Origin of the sequence: Haloarcula sp. H-GB4 (genome assembly GCF_030848575.1) — an archaeon.
In the GTDB taxonomy this organism is placed as follows: domain Archaea; phylum Halobacteriota; class Halobacteria; order Halobacteriales; family Haloarculaceae; genus Haloarcula.
Genome location: NZ_JAVDDX010000002.1, coordinates 795,377 through 810,955 on the forward strand (window position 1 = coordinate 795,377; position 15,579 = coordinate 810,955).

Annotated in this window: 20 protein-coding genes; 7 read left to right on the forward strand and 13 right to left on the reverse strand. The window is 61.5% G+C overall.

The annotated features are described in order from the left end of the window. Nucleotides 1-30 precede the first annotated feature (30 nt). A complete protein-coding gene (locus RBH20_RS12565; RefSeq protein WP_306709074.1) occupies nucleotides 31-1,179 on the reverse strand; it encodes a substrate-binding domain-containing protein in 1,149 nt (382 codons plus the stop codon). Nucleotides 1,180-1,510: 331 nt separating this feature from the next. Here RBH20_RS12565 and RBH20_RS12570 point away from each other — a divergent pair, with 331 nt between their 5' ends. Then, on the forward strand, nucleotides 1,511-2,515 hold the full coding sequence (locus RBH20_RS12570; protein WP_306709076.1) for a phosphate uptake regulator PhoU: 1,005 nt from the start codon (nucleotides 1,511-1,513) through the stop codon (nucleotides 2,513-2,515). 41 nt (nucleotides 2,516-2,556) lie between these two features. Here RBH20_RS12570 and RBH20_RS12575 read toward each other — a convergent pair whose 3' ends face one another. The 8 genes from RBH20_RS12575 to RBH20_RS12610 form a co-directional block, all read right to left on the reverse strand. Continuing rightward, nucleotides 2,557-3,342: a hypothetical protein gene (locus RBH20_RS12575; protein ID WP_306709078.1), complete on the reverse strand. Its 786-nt coding sequence runs from the start codon at nucleotides 3,340-3,342 to the stop codon at nucleotides 2,557-2,559. Nucleotides 3,343-3,632: 290 nt separating this feature from the next. Then, on the reverse strand, nucleotides 3,633-4,016 hold the full coding sequence (locus tag RBH20_RS12580; protein ID WP_306709081.1) for a rhodanese-like domain-containing protein: 384 nt from the start codon (nucleotides 4,014-4,016) through the stop codon (nucleotides 3,633-3,635). Nucleotides 4,017-4,054: 38 nt separating this feature from the next. Continuing rightward, nucleotides 4,055-4,597 carry an NUDIX hydrolase gene (locus RBH20_RS12585; protein ID WP_058994280.1) on the reverse strand — a complete coding sequence of 181 codons (543 nt, stop codon included), beginning with the start codon at nucleotides 4,595-4,597 and terminating at the stop codon, nucleotides 4,055-4,057. Then, a complete protein-coding gene (locus RBH20_RS12590) occupies nucleotides 4,594-5,007 on the reverse strand; it encodes a hypothetical protein (protein ID WP_306709085.1) in 414 nt (137 codons plus the stop codon). The genes RBH20_RS12585 and RBH20_RS12590 overlap by 4 nt, the downstream gene beginning before the upstream one ends. Further along, nucleotides 5,007-5,420 (reverse strand): DUF5809 family protein, encoded by a 414-nt coding sequence (locus RBH20_RS12595; protein ID WP_306709087.1) that lies wholly within the window; start codon nucleotides 5,418-5,420, stop codon nucleotides 5,007-5,009. Before RBH20_RS12595 ends, RBH20_RS12590 begins: the two co-directional genes overlap by 1 nt. Before the next feature lie 23 nt (nucleotides 5,421-5,443). Continuing rightward, entirely contained in the window at nucleotides 5,444-5,920 is a 477-nt protein-coding gene (locus RBH20_RS12600) for a DUF5810 domain-containing protein (RefSeq protein WP_306709089.1), read from the reverse strand. Nucleotides 5,921-6,053: 133 nt separating this feature from the next. Next, nucleotides 6,054-6,551 carry a ribosomal protein S18-alanine N-acetyltransferase gene (gene rimI / locus RBH20_RS12605; protein ID WP_306709091.1) on the reverse strand — a complete coding sequence of 166 codons (498 nt, stop codon included), beginning with the start codon at nucleotides 6,549-6,551 and terminating at the stop codon, nucleotides 6,054-6,056. 481 nt (nucleotides 6,552-7,032) lie between these two features. Then, the gene (locus RBH20_RS12610; RefSeq protein ID WP_306709093.1) at nucleotides 7,033-9,006 is read right to left on the reverse strand and encodes an aconitate hydratase; all 1,974 of its coding nucleotides are present in this window, start codon (nucleotides 9,004-9,006) and stop codon (nucleotides 7,033-7,035) included. A 66-nt stretch (nucleotides 9,007-9,072) separates the two neighbouring features. Here RBH20_RS12610 and RBH20_RS12615 point away from each other — a divergent pair, with 66 nt between their 5' ends. From RBH20_RS12615 to RBH20_RS12630, 4 genes are all read left to right on the forward strand, one after another. Continuing rightward, the gene (locus RBH20_RS12615; RefSeq protein WP_373567966.1) at nucleotides 9,073-9,630 is read left to right on the forward strand and encodes a deoxyuridine 5'-triphosphate nucleotidohydrolase; all 558 of its coding nucleotides are present in this window, start codon (nucleotides 9,073-9,075) and stop codon (nucleotides 9,628-9,630) included. A 222-nt stretch (nucleotides 9,631-9,852) separates the two neighbouring features. Next, nucleotides 9,853-10,512 carry a helix-turn-helix domain-containing protein gene (locus tag RBH20_RS12620; protein ID WP_306709096.1) on the forward strand — a complete coding sequence of 220 codons (660 nt, stop codon included), beginning with the start codon at nucleotides 9,853-9,855 and terminating at the stop codon, nucleotides 10,510-10,512. Between the two features lie 226 nt (nucleotides 10,513-10,738). Further along, nucleotides 10,739-11,017, forward strand: a complete 279-nt coding sequence (locus RBH20_RS12625; RefSeq protein WP_306709098.1) for a HalOD1 output domain-containing protein — start codon at nucleotides 10,739-10,741, stop codon at nucleotides 11,015-11,017. Nucleotides 11,018-11,075: 58 nt separating this feature from the next. Further along, on the forward strand, nucleotides 11,076-11,459 hold the full coding sequence (locus tag RBH20_RS12630; RefSeq protein ID WP_306709100.1) for a methylglyoxal synthase: 384 nt from the start codon (nucleotides 11,076-11,078) through the stop codon (nucleotides 11,457-11,459). A 46-nt stretch (nucleotides 11,460-11,505) separates the two neighbouring features. Here RBH20_RS12630 and queC read toward each other — a convergent pair whose 3' ends face one another. From queC to RBH20_RS12650, 4 genes are all read right to left on the reverse strand, one after another. After that, entirely contained in the window at nucleotides 11,506-12,195 is a 690-nt protein-coding gene (gene queC, locus RBH20_RS12635; RefSeq protein WP_306709102.1) for a 7-cyano-7-deazaguanine synthase QueC, read from the reverse strand. Nucleotides 12,196-12,214: 19 nt separating this feature from the next. After that, nucleotides 12,215-12,997 carry a 7-carboxy-7-deazaguanine synthase QueE gene (locus tag RBH20_RS12640; protein ID WP_306709104.1) on the reverse strand — a complete coding sequence of 261 codons (783 nt, stop codon included), beginning with the start codon at nucleotides 12,995-12,997 and terminating at the stop codon, nucleotides 12,215-12,217. Continuing rightward, nucleotides 12,997-13,443, reverse strand: a complete 447-nt coding sequence (locus RBH20_RS12645) for a 6-pyruvoyl tetrahydropterin synthase family protein (RefSeq protein ID WP_306709106.1) — start codon at nucleotides 13,441-13,443, stop codon at nucleotides 12,997-12,999. Before RBH20_RS12645 ends, RBH20_RS12640 begins: the two co-directional genes overlap by 1 nt. 228 nt (nucleotides 13,444-13,671) lie before the next feature. Continuing rightward, nucleotides 13,672-13,962: a hypothetical protein gene (locus RBH20_RS12650; RefSeq protein ID WP_306709108.1), complete on the reverse strand. Its 291-nt coding sequence runs from the start codon at nucleotides 13,960-13,962 to the stop codon at nucleotides 13,672-13,674. A 154-nt stretch (nucleotides 13,963-14,116) separates the two neighbouring features. Here RBH20_RS12650 and RBH20_RS12655 point away from each other — a divergent pair, with 154 nt between their 5' ends. Then, nucleotides 14,117-14,491, forward strand: coding sequence for a response regulator (locus RBH20_RS12655; RefSeq protein WP_306709110.1), 375 nt, complete (start codon nucleotides 14,117-14,119; stop codon nucleotides 14,489-14,491). Nucleotides 14,492-14,599: 108 nt separating this feature from the next. Beyond that, nucleotides 14,600-15,289: a hypothetical protein gene (locus tag RBH20_RS12660; protein WP_306709113.1), complete on the forward strand. Its 690-nt coding sequence runs from the start codon at nucleotides 14,600-14,602 to the stop codon at nucleotides 15,287-15,289. Nucleotides 15,290-15,579 lie beyond the last annotated feature (290 nt).

A 15,579-nucleotide genomic window follows, 5' to 3' on the forward strand; every position in this document is an offset into this window, starting at 1 on the left:
TAATCGTCAGATCGGGTCGGCTGGGGTCAATTACACCTGATCGGGAAGCTTGGCGCGCTCTTCCTCGCGGCGGCGTGCGCCAAGCTGGAAGTAGTTGTTCGGCGCAACGAAGGTGTCCTGGCCGAAGTCGGACAGGATCATGTTGATGACTGCGGCCTCTTTCTTCGAGGTGCCTTCCCACGTGTACATATGGAGGTCCCGCGAGAGGGGGTATGCCGTCGAGTCGAGGCCGTTCTCGTCGTCCTGATAGCTGTAGGTCGTTCCTTCCCATTCCAGCCCGACGGGGGACAGGCCGTCGGTGTCGATAAACGCCAGCGCAAGGTAGCTGATAGCGTTGTCGGCCTGTGCGATAGCCTGCGCGAGACGCTGGTTCTGGCCGTAGCGGTTGGCGACGGTGGTGTCCGCCTCGGGATTACCAAAGACGTTGGAGACGAAGGAGGTTCGCGTCCCAGAGCCCTTGACGCGGCCCAGCACCTGAATCTCGCGGTCCGGGCCACCGAGTTCGCTCCAGTTGGTGAGTTCGCCCTTGTAGAGGCTTTTGAGCTGGTCGCCGGTGATCTGCTCGACACCGGCGTCGGCGATCTCCTGGGAGACGACCAGCGGCTGGCCGTCCACGCCGACAACGTGGTCGATGAACTGGTCGTAGGAGTCCCGGTCCGGGAGTTCGTCCTCGACATTCCCGGAGGAATTACCCATGTCGTTCTGACCGTTCATGACCTTCTCGACGCCGGTCCCGGAGTGGGAAAGGCCGACCGTGAACTGGAACGGCGGGCCGTCTTCGCCGCCAGCTTCGAACCCGTAGAGACCCGCCCAGTAGTCAGCGAGATTCTGGTCCGTGTCGATGTCGTACTCGCCGTGGGGCCAGTACTCACTGTCGCTGGCCGGCCGGTTGGCGTTCCAGTACGAGGCCGCGGTGTTGGCGATGGGGTACACCGTTGAGGAGCCACCGGATTCGAGTGCGCTGGTACCGCCGGAACTACCGCCTGCATCGGTGCTTTCGGTCGCTTCCATCTCTGTCGACACCTCGGTGTCCTCACTGCCGCCGGAACTTCCGTCTGACTCGGGGTCACTGCTTCCACTGGAGCAGCCAGCGATCGCAGCGATACTGGTCGCACCTGTCGTTGCGATAAATTTCCGCCGCGATACGAACTCTGACAGCCCGTTTGAGTCGTGCGCCATCACCAGAGTCCAGTGAGACAGCTAATAAGTAACCTGCTAAGATAGCTATATTTATTACGTTAGTACTATATAGGTGTGGTATGACAAACACCCACGAACAGGTATAGATATATTAGCTTTCTTGCCGTCTTTGGGGCCTCAAGTACTCGTATACGGCATATATGAACAACCACACACATTACGGTGTTTCAGCCGTCTGCACCACTATTACAGGCGAATATCGTCGAAGAATCGACCCTCAGCCGGGAAATATGTCCCCAAATATTAGAGGTCCAATATAGTATATAGATATGAGTGGATTTATATCATCCCGTGAACGAGTGCCAGTCACATGGAGACACGCAAGGTCCAGGTGACGGGCGGGTCGACATACACCGTCTCACTACCCAAAGAGTGGGCGACAGAAAACGACGTGAGCGCGGGCAGCGTCGTCGAATTCCACGCTGAACGGGACCTACTGTTGCTCGCTCCACAGCGGGACAACGGCCGCGTAGAGGGGAGTCTCGACGTGGAGGGACTCGAAAACAGGCACGAACTCACGCGGGCGGTGATGACGATGTACGTCAGCGGGTTCGACATTATCCAGCTCGAAGCAACTCGGATAACAGCCGAACAGCGCCGCATTATCCGTGATGCGACACAGGGACTGGTCGGTCTAGAGATGATCGAGGAAACGACGGACCGGGTCGTCCTGCAGGACCTGCTGGATTCCTCAGAACTGTCTGTCCACAACGCGATCACGCGTATGCGGCTGGTCTCGTTGACGATGCTCTCCGACGCTGTCGAGGCACTCATTGAGGACGACGACGACCTCGCAGCGGACGTGATGCAACGCGACGACGACGTGGACCGCCTCTGGTACATGGTTTCGCGCGTGTTCCGAACTGTCCTCCGGAATCCAACGGCGGCCAACGAGATCGGGTTCCCACGCGAGACCGTCTTCGATTTCCAGTCCAGCGCCCGCCAGCTCGAGCGTATCGCCGACCACGCGACCAAAATAGCCAGCCTCTCGCAAGAAATCGGAGAGATCACCGGCGAAACGGCCGACCTGCTCGATCAGCTGGAAGCAGAGGCGATTGCAGTCCCCGAGACTGCGATGGACGCCCTGTTGGCTGAAGACTCCGACGAGGCCGTCGAACTGGCAAACGCGGCCCGGAGTCAGATCCCCGATGTCGACGAGACTGCCCGCGGGGTCGATGGCCAGATCCGGGAGTTCGACCCACAGAGCGCACAGGTACTGGGCCTCATCGTCGACTCCCTGTCCCGAACCGCCGACTACGGCGGCAACATCGCCGAAAGCGCCCTCCAGAAAGCCGCGCCCCGACCACAGTCCTGACCACTCGGCAGTATAAAAGTAGAGACAGCCGTCCTGTGGCCCTAGCTTGTCGAAACGATGCAGTGACGACGATGCCGCCTGATCGTGTCGAGACAGTCGACAGTGTCAGCGAGCGCCGGACACGTCACCGGACAGTCGCCGTAGAGATACCGAGCGAGACTGGTTCCGTCAACACCGGAGAGAGCGGCGGCTGACCGGCTGTGAAGCCGTTGCTGGCGGGTCGCTGCTACTGCCTCGCAGTCGGCCTCGATTTCGGCGAGTTGACCATCGATGCTGTCGAGTCGCGCCGGGTCAGTCGTTCGGTGCGCGTTCGCACCGAGTGCGGCCCCGCGGCGTTCACAGTTGTCGAGTGTCGCTCGCACAGACTGTAACGACTCCCGCTCGTCTTCAAGCGCCGGGAGCAGCGTCTCGCGTTCGTCGCGTGCCCCCTCGCTCGCGGTTAGCAGTGCCTCATACAACTGCGGGGTCAGGCGCGTTCCCGTCGCGATCTGTGTGCCGAGTTCCGGCCCGAACTCCATCGACATGTTGGCCTCCAGCGAGTCATCGTACTCAGCGTCGAAATGTGGTACAGCCATGACCGTCTCTCGGTAAGCTTCCCGGACGGCACGCAAGCTCGTATCGGGTTTCGGCTGCCGGACACTCAGCGCCGACATCCCGCCCGCAGACGTGTCGACTGAGCCTGGAGATTGTGCCGTCGGCTCAATAGCTACAAGCTGGGTCCGAAAGCGCCTGAACGCCGCCAGTTCAGCCTCGATACAATCGATCTCTCGCTGAACGACAGCGAGCGCCTGCTCGATCCGCGGCTGGCTTGTCTCGGTGTTAGACACGGACACTCAGCCGGAGTGTTTGCTGTCGTCGTATAGGTATTTTATATGTCTGCTATATAGACGATTGTATCGCTACCGGCGGAGTCGGCAGTGGTCCGGTGCACTCCGAGCGGCAGCGTCGCTGCCAGCGACAGGTGCTGTCAGACCATCCGTTCACGCCGTCCGCAACGGATGCACTTTTCCCGAGTGGGAGACTACGACCTGCTGGTGGCGATGACGAGATGTTACCCCCGCTGAGCCCCTTGTGACGATGGACTTTTTCTGAGCCACCATTTCACTCCGAACAGCGGCTAAAACGGTGCAGCAGGGCCTTCGTCGGTGTCTCCGTCAGCAGCCGCAGTATCTACCGGCGTCTCTCCATCTTCGGCACGTTCCAGCGCCCCGTCCCAGCCGTTCAGACCGGGTTCAAAGCTTACCACGTCGCCCTCAAACCCTTCGTACGACGCGATGAGTCGGGCGGCCTGCACGCTGGATTTGCCTTTCGGACACACTGTCACGACCTCGTCGTCGCCTTCGAACCGTTCGACTTCGTCGACAAGCGACGGGAACGGGACGTTCTCGCTCCCAGGGATGTGACCCCGCTCGAACGCGCCGGGTGAGCGGATATCGACTACCCGGGCCGTCTCCTCGTCGAGTTTCGACCGCAGCTCGTCGGCGTCGATTTCGCCATCCATATTCAGCCGCTAGCGGGCGATACCTAAACCTTCACCGGCTACAGCAAGCCGTCAGCCTGTGCCAGCAGAATGCCTTCGATGGTCGCGTCGTTAGCCGGTTCACGGCGGGCGACCTGTAGCGCTTCGTCAATGGGAACAGTCGTCACCGAGAGGAACTCGTTGTCATCGAGTTCCCGGTCGACCGGTTCGAGTCCCTCTGCAAAGACGATGCCGCGGCGGTGCCGGAGCACGCCGGTCGAACACGAGAACTCCTCGATAAGCGAGACGCCAGCGGCCTCGAACCCGGTCTCCTCGCGGAGTTCGCGCGCACCGGCGGTCGTGTAGGATTCGTCGTCCTCGACGATGCCGGCCGGGAGTTCGAGGCACTGCTCCCGGATGGTCGGGCGGTACTGGTCGACCATGACGAGTTCGTCGCCAGTCGTGGCGACCACGACGGCCGCATCGGGCAGTTCAGCCCAGTAGTAGTCCTTTTCGGACCCGTCAGGCTGGCGAACTCGGTCGTAACCGCCGGTGTACCAGCCGGTCTCGTACTCGCGTTCGCTCTCGACAATAGGCCACTCGTGGGCCGGTTCGCGGGTCATATGTCCTGTCGGACCGCGACGTGGTAAAACGTGCCGTTGTGCCGGACGACGACGCCGTCGTCGGTCACAGCCCCATCGTACTGCTGTCGCAAGGCGTCGCGTTCATCGAAGGGCGAGTGGGTGAACGCGCCCTTGAATCCGAGCGGGCCGCGCCAGTATGGCTCTGACTGCCCAGACGTTGACGGAGATGCATCGGCCAGCGCCTCGCTCGTGTACGGGAAGCGCCGCTCGGACTGGCTGCTCCAGTTGATTGCCGTGCCGTTGTCGACGCTGTACTCACCGTCGGTCGGCGTGGCGACAGCATAGTAGGGGTCCCCGCTCTTAAGGAGGCCCGGCAGCGCACCCAGCGCCAGCAACAGCACGACGACGGCGATGATGCCGAGCAGGGTGTTCCGTGTGACCGGGCGCATCAGACGACCTCACCGTAGATGCGACCGAAGGCTTGGCGACGGAGCGTCCCGACAGCGGCCCGGCGTTTGTCCTGAAACGTCGCCGCGACAGCTTGCTCTGCGAATGGGGCGGCGTGCCAGACGACGTTGTCGACGTTCTCCGCGCCGACCAGCGACACCTCGCAGTCCGTGTCTTCGCGCCACTCCTCGAACTCCGCCATCGAGCCGACCTGAACCGCGAGCGATTCCGCGAACAGCACGTCGCGGGCGGTTTCGACCACCTCGCTGGTAACGCGCTCCTCGTAGGCCTCGGCGTCGAGACCCATCGCCTTCGCGACTTCTTTGACGACGATTTGCGCCGTCGGCCCGAACGCCTCGTAGCGCTCGCGGGCCTCGGCTGCCGATGCCGGCGCGAACTGCCCCTCAGTGTTCATACGTCTCTTTGCCGCCGGCGGGACTATTCGGTTTCGTCTCCGTTCGCGCCAGTGTCGTCGCCATCGCCGGACGCCGACGTGTCGCTATCAGTGGCGTCCGCATCGCTCTCGTCGTCGCTATCGCGTAGCATCTCCCGCGTCAGGTCCCGAGCCTCGGCCAGCACCTCGCTGTCGTGGTCGCTGAGCGCGTTCGATTCCCGGTGGCGGTCCGCGCCCTGCGGGAGGTCGCCGTGGCCGTGTCCGTGCGCGTGGTCGTGGCTATGCCCATCGTCACTGCGGTCGACGGTATCCTCGAACATCTGCGGGAACTCCGTCTCCTCGGCGTATTCGACGACTTCGGTGGACAGTTCGTCCTCGCCGAGTTGTCCCCAGTCGGGGACGCGCTCGTCGAGCCACGCTTCGTGGTCGTCGCCGCCGGTCATCGCGGTAAACGCGAGGTGGTTCGCCAGATGCACGTCATCGGCTTGCGGGTCGTCACACACTGGACAGGCGTATCCCATCGGTGTGCAAAGCGTGGATGCGGAGCCGTATATGCAGTCGGGGTCTCGGAGCAGTCGTCGTTTCAGACCTGTGTTCCCGCTCTTCGCCGAGGCTGGAGTTGGGAACATAAAACAACGGAGTGAGACAGAACGCCTACAGCAGGCGGACCATTACCAATGCGTCCTCACCATTGCTATAGTAGTTCGGGATCGTTTTGCGGTGTTCGAACCCAAAGCGCCGGTAGAGCTTTCGCGCTCCGCCATTGTCGGCCCGGACCTCTAGCTTGACCGAGCCAGCACCCGTCTCGTCGATAACCTCCATCGCATGGGTCAACAGCGCGCTCGCAACCCCCTGCCGTCGGTACGCCGGCCGGACCGCAATATCCTTGATGTGGCCGAGCGGGGTACCATGGTTCGGCACCGTATCCGCGACGACGTAGCCTGCGACAGCAGGCGGGTCACCGTCGTCGTTTCCGGTTTCGGCGACGAGAAACCCCGTTTCGCCGAGATAGCTCTCCAGTGCAGAAAACGGCCATGGCTGTGGAAATGACGCCTGCTCGATACGATGGACCTCGATGAGATCCGCACGGACGGCGCGTCGAACCGCTGGCGTATCCGGCGTCTCCGGTCCGTCAGGAGCGACCGTTGTCACGTGTACACTTCGGTATGGACATACATATGTGTTACCGCCAACCGAAGATACCGCGGCTTCTGACTGTTTGTCGATAGGTGCTGATAATTCATGCATCAATCAGGCCGGGCCAGAGTTAGAACTCCGGAAGGTTCTTTAGTCTGACGAGTCTATATGTAAGTGCACCCGTTTTGGGTGCCACCACCCCCACCCCCACCCCTCTTTCCAAACTTTTCCATCGCTGCCGAGTTGTACTAGGCGTAGGTTCTGCTAGAGCTGACTGCATACGCTAGAGTGAAGCAGTACTGGCTACGGAGTGGGCCTGATCTGTATGGTGCTGTTGCGGTTCCGGTGTCCCGCTATCTGAGCTAAACGTGATACTAGGCCTCGTTTCACTGCTCAAAAAAGTCGCGGTCAGAAGGCGACCGCGCTACGCTCGGAATCGCTCTGTCGCGGGACCTACGGTCCCGCTGCGGGATTTGAGGTCGCTTCGCGACTCACTTTAGTCGTCAGCAGGTGCAGCGCCGCCTTCGTCGTGCTGCTGCTTCGTGTGCGAGAGCTTGCCACCGGCGGCGAGGATCTCGCGTTCGCGCTCGGAGGCGTCGAGCTGGCCGGTCGCTTCCCAGTCGTCGTTCACGCGGATGGTGAACTCCGTCTGGCCGGACTTGACGGCCTCGGCCGCGTCGTCGACGATCTCGATGTCGTCGCCTTCGTCGATCTGCTCGTAGGTTTCCTCGTCGATGGTGAGTGGGACGATACCGAAGTTGAACAGATTCGCCTTGTGGATGCGGGCGAAGCTCTGTGCGAGGACGGTCTCGATACCCAGGTACATCGGGCACAGGGCCGCGTGTTCGCGCGAGGAGCCCTGACCGTAGTTCTCGCCAGCGACGAGCACGCCGCCGTCAGCTTCGAGTGCGCGCTCCGCGAACGTGTCATCGACGCGCGAGAGCGTGAACTCGGAGAGCTTCGGGACGTTCGACCGGTACATCAGGATGTCCTGCGTGGCCGGGATGATGTGGTCCGTCGTGATGTTATCCTCCATCTTCAGGAGGGCTTCACCACCGACTTCGGTCTCCAGCGGGTCCTTCAGCGGCACGTCGCCGATGTTCGGGCCCTTGATGAGTTCGTCGTCGACGGCGTTGTCCGGCGCGATGAGGTCCGATTCGGAGTTGCCGATGTACTGGTCGGGCATTTCCAGACCGGGGGCCTCGAGGTCGCCGAGTTCGTCTGCGAGGTCCCGCGGGTCAACGATTTCGCCTTTGATCGCCGCCGCGGTGGCGACTTCCGGCGAGCAGAGGTAGACGTTGTCGTCCTCGATACCGGAGCGACCCTCGAAGTTGCGGTTGAAGGTCCGCAGGGAGACGGAGTCGGAGGCCGGGACGTGACCAATACCAATACAGGCACCACACGTCGCCTCGGAGAAGTTGACGCCGGCGGCCATCATCTCCGCGGTCCAGCCCTCACGGGCCAGCATCTCGGAGGCCTGCTTGGAGCCGGGGGCGACGATCATCTCGGTCTTCTTGTCGATGTTGCGCCCTTCCAGCATCTTCGCGGCCGGGAGGATGTCCTCGTAGGCACCGTTCGTACAGGAGCCGATCATGACCTGCTCGACGTCGACGCCCTCGACTTCGGAGACAGGGACGACGTTGTCAGGCATGGACGGCTCGGCGATGAGCGGTTCGAGGTCCGAGAGGTCGACGACGATCTCGTCGGCGTACTCGGCGTCCTCGTCGGGGCCGATGTCCTCGAAGACGTCCTCGCGGCCGAGGCGTTCGAGGTAATCCTTGGTCTGGTCGTCCGTCGGGAAGATCGAGGACGTCGCACCGAGCTCGGTCCCCATGTTGGTGATGGTCGTCCGCTCGGGGACGGTCAGCGTCTCGACGCCGGGACCGGTGTATTCCAGCACCTTGCCGACGCCGCCCTTGACCGACAGCCGGCGGAGCAGCTCCAAGATGACGTCCTTGGCGGTAGCCCATTCGGGCAGTTCGCCTTCGAGACGGACGTTGACGACTTCCGGCATCTCAATGTAGTAGGCGCCGCCACCCATCGCGACGGCGACGTCGAGGCCACCGGACCCGATGGCGAGTTCGCCGAGGCCGCCGGGGGTCGGTGTGTGGGAGTCGGACCCGAGCATCGTCTTGCCGGGTGCGGCGAAGTTCTCCTTGTGGACGTTGTGACAAATACCATTGCCGGGGCGCGAGAAGTGGGCCCCGAACGTGCCTGCCGCAGAGCGGAGGAAGCGGTGGTCGTCGGTATTCTTAAAGTCGAACTGATAGGTCTGGTGGTCACAGTACTGGGCGGCCAGTTCCGTCTGGACCTCTTCGAGGCCCAGCGCTTCGAACTGCAGCCAGACGAGCGTCCCGGTCGTGTCCTGTGTCAGCACCTGATCGATCTCGATCCCGATCTCTTCTCCGGGTGTTAGCTCCCCTTCGACGAGATGGTCGCCGAGAATTTTTTCCGTAAGCGTCTGTCCCATAACGTGCGTCAATGGATGGCGCGGCGGTATAAATCCCGCGTATTCCGTCGTATTTTTCATATAAAAATCCGTGCCGTCCGTCACTCAGAAGCGAGTCAACAGGTCGGGACAGCGGTCGTCCAGACCGGCAGGTCTTTCCACGACACTCGCACAGAACCGCGTATGTTCAAAAGCGGGCGGTTCGTCGCCGATGCTCTCGGCGATCTGAGAGACTCGCAGGTGCAACCGAACGGCGTCGACCTCACGCTCGGGGCGGTCTACGAGCAAACCGAGCCAGGGCGCATCGAACGCAACGACAAGACCGTCGGCGACCGGCAGGAAATCGAGCCTGACGACGGCGTCTACCACCTCAACCGCGGCGGCTACATCGTCGAGTACGCCGATCGCGTCGTCATTCCGGATGGCCACATCGGCTTTCTCCTTCCTCGGTCGTCGTTGCTCCGCAACTCCTGCATGCTCGATACGGCTGTCTGGGACGCCGGTTACGAGGGACGCGGAGAGGGGCTACTGGAGGTTCACCACCCGATCGAACTCGAACAGGGCGCGCGGATCGCACAGCTTGTTCTCGCTGACGCCGCTCACGAGGGGACGTACGAAGGAACGTATCAGGGAGAGAATCTCTGAGACGTAATCGCGGTCCCAGACGTGTCTCATAGCCCGAGACATGGTAGGCCATGCTGTGAATTTAAGTGGATTTCCTGAGTGCTGTCAATTGGTGCTTGAAGCAACTATACCCCGGTTCATACTGCCGTCAGCCTTCAGTACCCGGAAATTACACAAGCACCGTTTTCAGGTACGACAACTGTCTGACCGGGGTTTATCATTGTTGCTGCGTGACAGTGAGACATGATAGTAGAATTTCACATCGATGCCCCCCTCTTGCAGCGAACAGCTGAAACGCTGAGTAAAGCAGCGATACGGATACAGCGATTGCACTGCGAGAGCGGCGACTGCCGTGCCGTCGCCTGGATTGGCCCCGTCGAACGGCCCGCCATCGAAGCGAATCTGGCCCAGGACGAGAGTATCACCGACTATGCCCATGTAGCGGCAGAAGGAGATGGTCACTGGTATACCCTGCATACAACTGATACGACAATTGACACGATCGGAGAATCGTTATTGAATGCGGACGGGTTCCTCCTTGGTGCCGCACAGACCGGCGATGACTGGGTGTTTCGAGCCCGGTTCCCCGAGAAGAGTTCGGTACTGTCGTTCCGTGACACACTCGTGTCCAGTGATATCAACATCGACATTCAGACCATCACTGACGACACGGAAGCCTCCCCACAGTTCGGCGTGACGGACCCACAGCAAGAAGTGCTGTTGCTCGCGCTCAATCGTGGGTATTTCACCGTTCCGCGGGAATCGTCCCTCTCGGACCTCGCCGCGGAGCTCGGTATCTCCAGTCAGGCCGCTTCGGAGCGGCTCCGGCGGGGGACGCGAACGCTGGTACAGAACACGCTGGCGGCCCCTGAACGGCCGCTTGTCGGCTCACCGCCGGAGTAATCGGACCAAGAACGGCTTCCGGTTGGTAGAAAGTGAGAGTGGTGGGACGATGACCCGCTGTGAGCAGTGGGTCTGGGGGCGACAGATTGTTGAATAACTGCGTCTTGTGTCATTTGAGTCCCCAGTGTGGGTGACGTAGCGTCTGGTCCGTCACCTAGACGGTGGTTACTTCAGACAGTGAAACCGCTCATCCGCTGTTATAAGAAAAGGGAGCGTATGCTGGAGTATGAGCTCGAACGAGGGGACTGTGTATATGCTACGGAACCGGGCCACGGAGGGGTCCGGGGACTGGGTGAGCCCCGAACCCGCAGGTGATGTTATTGCTGATGCAGTTATCGAAGCGACAGATCTGGATGCAGATGATATTGACGAACTGGAGACATACGTCGACAGCGAATCACTCCGTGCGGTTGTCGGGGAGAGGACGACGGAGTCGCTGACGTTCGCTGTCGAAGGACACGACGTGACGATAACGGCTGACGGTGAGGTTTCTGTCGACGGGTAACGGGCGCTGACACGTATCCGTCCAAATGACATAAGACGGTGGCCCGAGAGCCCCAGGTATGACCCGCGTTGCACTCATCGCACACGACGACGAGAAGCCAGAGATGATCGATCTGGCACAGAGTTACGAATCAACGCTTTCGGAGTTCGACCTCGTCGGGACTGGCACGACGAGCAAGCGTATCATGGCAGAGACCGACCTCACAGTCGAACGTAAGGAGAGCGGGCCGATGGGTGGCGACACGCAGATCGGCGCAGAAGTCGCCGAGGGCCGCATGGACGGCATCGTCTTCCTCCGGGACCCGCTGACGGCACAGCCCCACGAGCCGGACATCTCGGCGCTCCTGCGCATCTGTGACGTCCACGACGTGCCGCTGGCGACGACGCGAACCTCGGCGGAGTACATCCTCGAAGGGCTGGCGCAGGACAAAGCCGACGACTAAGCTCGTTGGGAGCGGGAGACAACCGTCTGCAATCTACTTACTCGGCCTACGTCGGTCGCTCCGCGTACTCGATGGGGTCCCGTTCGCCGATGCGCTGGAAGGCTTCGAGCCGGAACGCACAGGCGTCACACGTTCCACAGGCCGGTTCGTCGTCCCGGTAGCAACTCCAAGTGTCCGCGTAGGGGACGCCAAGTTCGACGCCGCGCTCAGCGATATCGGTCTTGGACCACTCGACGAAGGGCGCGACGAGGTCGATGTCGGTGTCGGGTTTCGTTCCGGCGTCGATGACGCCCTGAAACGCGTCAAAGAAGGTGGGGCGGCAGTCAGGGTAGCCCGAGAAATCCTCGCTGTGGGCGCCGATGAAGACGGCTCCGCAGTCGTTGGCTTCAGCGTAGGAGACCGCCATCGACAGCAGGTTCGCGTTCCGGAACGGGACGTAGGAGGTCGGAATCTCATCGCTGTCGGTGTCGGCGTCCGCCACGTCCATCGAGTCGTCGGTTAGCGACGACGCGCCGATCTGGGTGAGGTGGCCGGTTTCGACGTGGAGGAAGTCAGCTGCGTCGACGTGGTCGGCCAGCGCGCTGGCACAGTCGTACTCCCGGTCCTCAGTGTTTTGCCCGTAGCTGGTGTGCAGCAAATACAGGTGGTCGTAGCCGCGAGTCTGTGCTTCGTAGGCTGCCGTGGCGCTGTCCATGCCGCCGGAGGCGAGCACGACAGCGCGGGTATCGTCAGTCATCTGTAGTCAGTCAGGTCAGTCAGGTGCCCGGTGCGTCGTTCCAGAGGTCGACGTGGAGTCGCGGTGTGTATCGGTAGCCGTGCTCCAGCGCAAGGTCCGCGACCGTCTCCCGGGTCGCTTCGAGCTGGTCGCGCGTCTGTCCTTCCGGCATCAGCAACACGTCGTCGTCACGTACGCGGGTGGACGCAGCGTCGCGGAGTCGCTCGACGAGGCGCTCGATTTCGGCCATGTCTTCGCGGCCCGTAACGACGAACTTCAGTTGCGTATCGTAGGTTTCGACGAGGTTGGCCAGCGTCGGCACGTCGAGCCGACGCTCCTCGTGGCGGTCCGCCCACTCGCCATCACCGTCAGGGTCACGTTCGGGCGTCGGTGTGCTGGAGGCCAGTTTCGGGCTGACGCTGGCGAGGTCGATAGGGGCATCGGGGACGACGGTCCCATTGGTCTCGACCGTCGTGTGGTATCCCCTATCATCCAGGCGTTCCAGCAAGTCCTCGCTCGAATCGTGAATGAGCGGTTCACCGCCGGTCAGGACGACATGGTTGGCATCGTACTCCTCGATAGCCGCGATTACATCGTCGACGGTGAACCAGTCGTGAGTCGGCTCCCACGAGGTGTGATATGAGTCACAGAACCAGCACCGCAGATTACAGCCGCTGGTCCGGACGAACACACTCGGGACGCCGGCCAGTCGGCCCTCGCCCTGGAGGGACTGGAACAGCTCGTTGATGGGCAGGTCGCCGGACTCGGCGTCTGCGTCGGTTCCCTCGATATCGAGACCGGGCGCGTCGTTTGCGACCGGCATCAGCGGATACAGAGTTCGCTGGTCTCCTGAACAGAGACGGCCACATCCGACACCGTCTCTGGGAGGCGGTCGGCGAGACGCTGTTCCAGTATCGCGGCCATGACCTCGGCTGTCGGCGGATGGTCGAGGACGACCACGGCGTCGCCGTCGCCACTGGCATCGAACGCCTCGACCAGCGGGTCGCCAGTCTCAAGCAGGAACCGGTGATCCCACTCGTCGACTACATCCGTGATTTCGCCCTTGTCGACGACCCACCCCTCGTCAGTGAGTTCGCCGGTGACGCGGACAGTGATCTCGTAGTTGTGTCCGTGCGGGCGCGAGCATTTCCCGTCGTGGTGTAACAACCGATGGCCCGCAGAGATACGGAGCGGCCGGTCACCGCCGACGACGAGTTCGCGTTCAGCGTCGGCGAGCGTGTCATCGGCCTTCGATAGTCGCTGAGACATACCACGGTATTATCGGTCGGTGGCTTAACTCTCACGGGAGCTGGCCAGCCAGTGCCTCGGTAACACGGAAGCCGAAACGGAAGGGGAGTCCAGTAGTCACTGTCCGACAGTACGAGTGCAGTAGCGGACGTGTATCGAGAGCGAGCGGACCGTGACTAGAGAACAGCTTTCACCACATGCTGTCGCTCAGCAGCCTCCGAAACCCGGTTCCGCGTGGTATTGTGAGGGCTATTCAGAGGGTGTTCCGTCAACGACGGCCGCGAGTCGTCGGTTCATCGCCCGGAGGTACTCGGCGGCAGCGTCGGGATCATCATTGTCGAGCGCGGTGCGCACTTGCTCGTAGCCGTGGAGCAACTGTGAGCGCAACTCACACTCCGGGAGTTTGTTCCGGCTGACCGTCTCTGCCGACGCAACGGTCTGTCGAGCCGTATCGAACTCCGCGCCACTGATCGCCGACTCGCCCTCATCAACGAGTTGTGTTAGCACCGCGTGTACGTCGCTGGGCAGGTCTCTGGGCACAGACGCTATTAGATATGCACAGTGATAACGGTCGTGTTGAGTGGACAGCGGAGAACGAAACGTAAGCTCCAGACGACAGTTACTGCGAACAGTGACGATTACTCCCGAGACACACTGACGGTGGTTTTAATCTGTTCTGTCCCTTGTGTGTATTATGACGACCGATCGGCTGTTGTTAGTCGAAGACAGCGATTTCCTCGGGACACAACTACAGGACGCACTTCGGGGCTACAATTTCGCCGTCGATGTCGTTTCGACTGCCCGTGAAGCAGAGCGACACGTTGCCCAGAACGAGGTCAATTGTGTCGTAACGAACTACGATCTGCCGGATGAAACTGGCATTACGCTGGCCAGGGATCTGCCCGACTCACTGCCGGTACTCCTTCTGACAACGACCGAACTGGAATCTATTGCGACCGAGGCCCTGGAGGCCGGCGTAACCGATTTCGTCCACAAAGACAACATTGTCGGAGAGATGAATATCGTGGCCAATCGGGTTTCGGTGGCAGTCCGTGCAGGCCGGGAGTAACCGCGAACCACAGCGGGCGGCAGCAGTGGCGGCGGCCCGTCTCGCGGGCGACTATCGCTGGCGAACATCGGCGTAAGGGATAGGTCACTGCAGCCCACAGAGTCGGGTGTGACACGACGTGCCGTCGAACGGGAGTTCGAACGTTACCTTTCGCAGTTCGTCGACGAGACGTACGCAGCATTTGACGTGGCAGCCGTACTGCGCGGGTCAAACGGGAGCGGGGGCCGCGTTGCTGGCAAACTGCTGAACAACAGCCGCCCGCTAGAGCGCCACGTTGTCCGGCCGAAACTCCAGTCCTACCAGCAACAAATACTCGACCAGCTGGAGCCAGTGCTTGATTACGCCGCCACTGATGCGGCGTTCGACACCTATGCTGATGAAGTACTGGCCCGAGATATCTACTGGAACGCGCTCCGGGACACCGTCCGTGGCGACCGACGAGATCAGATCCGAGAGCGACTGCTGGCCCGCCAGCAGTCGTTTGGCGATGACCTCGAACCGCTGGTGGCCGCCGACAGCGACGACTTCTGGACTGCTGTCACCGAGGCATACAACCAGGAAACCGCGACAGATATCGTCCAGACGCACTTCGAGTTCTCCGTCCCACTGCGAGAGGACCAGAATGCCTTCGCCTTCGAACTGCGCATCGACCCTGGCGAGGTGCTGGGTGGTCTCGCACGGGCCCTCCCCACGCTCGATGTCGAGTTCACCGACGAGGCGTTGCGATCGATGCGCCGCGCTGAACAGCAGGTCATTCCGTCGGCGAAGGCTGACGTAGAACAGGCGTACGAGTCATAGAGCGGCCCTGCCCCCAGGTCTTGTTTGCGACAGTTCACGCTACACGGTTGGTGTTCCTCAGAAGTCTCATCCGAAAGTGGACACGACGGCCGTCTTGGCACGTGGACGGCCGTCGTGTCAGGTATTGGTGTTGGTGTTGACTGACGACGGCAGGGATGGTTTACTCACGTCGGCTCGGCCTCGGACTCCGCGAGACCGATAGAGCATGGGAGCTTGGCAGCGAACGCCGGTGATGGCGCTCGCATACGGGCTACAGTACGTAGACCAATCAACCTGCCATCGATTTCCAT

Bases quoted from the DNA above. Each gene is read 5' to 3' on its own strand.
- RBH20_RS12565 (WP_306709074.1), bottom strand. From the start codon at position 1,179: ATGGCGCACGACTCAAACGGGCTGTCAGAGTTCGTATCGCGGCGGAAA.
- RBH20_RS12570 (WP_306709076.1), top strand. From the start codon at position 1,511: ATGGAGACACGCAAGGTCCAGGTGACGGGCGGGTCGACATACACCGTC.
- RBH20_RS12580 (WP_306709081.1), bottom strand. From the start codon at position 4,016: ATGGATGGCGAAATCGACGCCGACGAGCTGCGGTCGAAACTCGACGAG.
- RBH20_RS12585 (WP_058994280.1), bottom strand. From the start codon at position 4,597: ATGACCCGCGAACCGGCCCACGAGTGGCCTATTGTCGAGAGCGAACGC.
- RBH20_RS12590 (WP_306709085.1), bottom strand. From the start codon at position 5,007: ATGCGCCCGGTCACACGGAACACCCTGCTCGGCATCATCGCCGTCGTC.
- RBH20_RS12595 (WP_306709087.1), bottom strand. From the start codon at position 5,420: ATGAACACTGAGGGGCAGTTCGCGCCGGCATCGGCAGCCGAGGCCCGC.
- RBH20_RS12600 (WP_306709089.1), bottom strand. From the start codon at position 5,920: ATGGGATACGCCTGTCCAGTGTGTGACGACCCGCAAGCCGATGACGTG.
- RBH20_RS12610 (WP_306709093.1), bottom strand. From the start codon at position 9,006: ATGGGACAGACGCTTACGGAAAAAATTCTCGGCGACCATCTCGTCGAA.
- RBH20_RS12620 (WP_306709096.1), top strand. From the start codon at position 9,853: ATGATAGTAGAATTTCACATCGATGCCCCCCTCTTGCAGCGAACAGCT.
- RBH20_RS12625 (WP_306709098.1), top strand. From the start codon at position 10,739: ATGAGCTCGAACGAGGGGACTGTGTATATGCTACGGAACCGGGCCACG.
- RBH20_RS12630 (WP_306709100.1), top strand. From the start codon at position 11,076: ATGACCCGCGTTGCACTCATCGCACACGACGACGAGAAGCCAGAGATG.
- queC (WP_306709102.1), bottom strand. From the start codon at position 12,195: ATGACTGACGATACCCGCGCTGTCGTGCTCGCCTCCGGCGGCATGGAC.
- RBH20_RS12640 (WP_306709104.1), bottom strand. From the start codon at position 12,997: ATGCCGGTCGCAAACGACGCGCCCGGTCTCGATATCGAGGGAACCGAC.
- RBH20_RS12645 (WP_306709106.1), bottom strand. From the start codon at position 13,443: ATGTCTCAGCGACTATCGAAGGCCGATGACACGCTCGCCGACGCTGAA.
- RBH20_RS12655 (WP_306709110.1), top strand. From the start codon at position 14,117: ATGACGACCGATCGGCTGTTGTTAGTCGAAGACAGCGATTTCCTCGGG.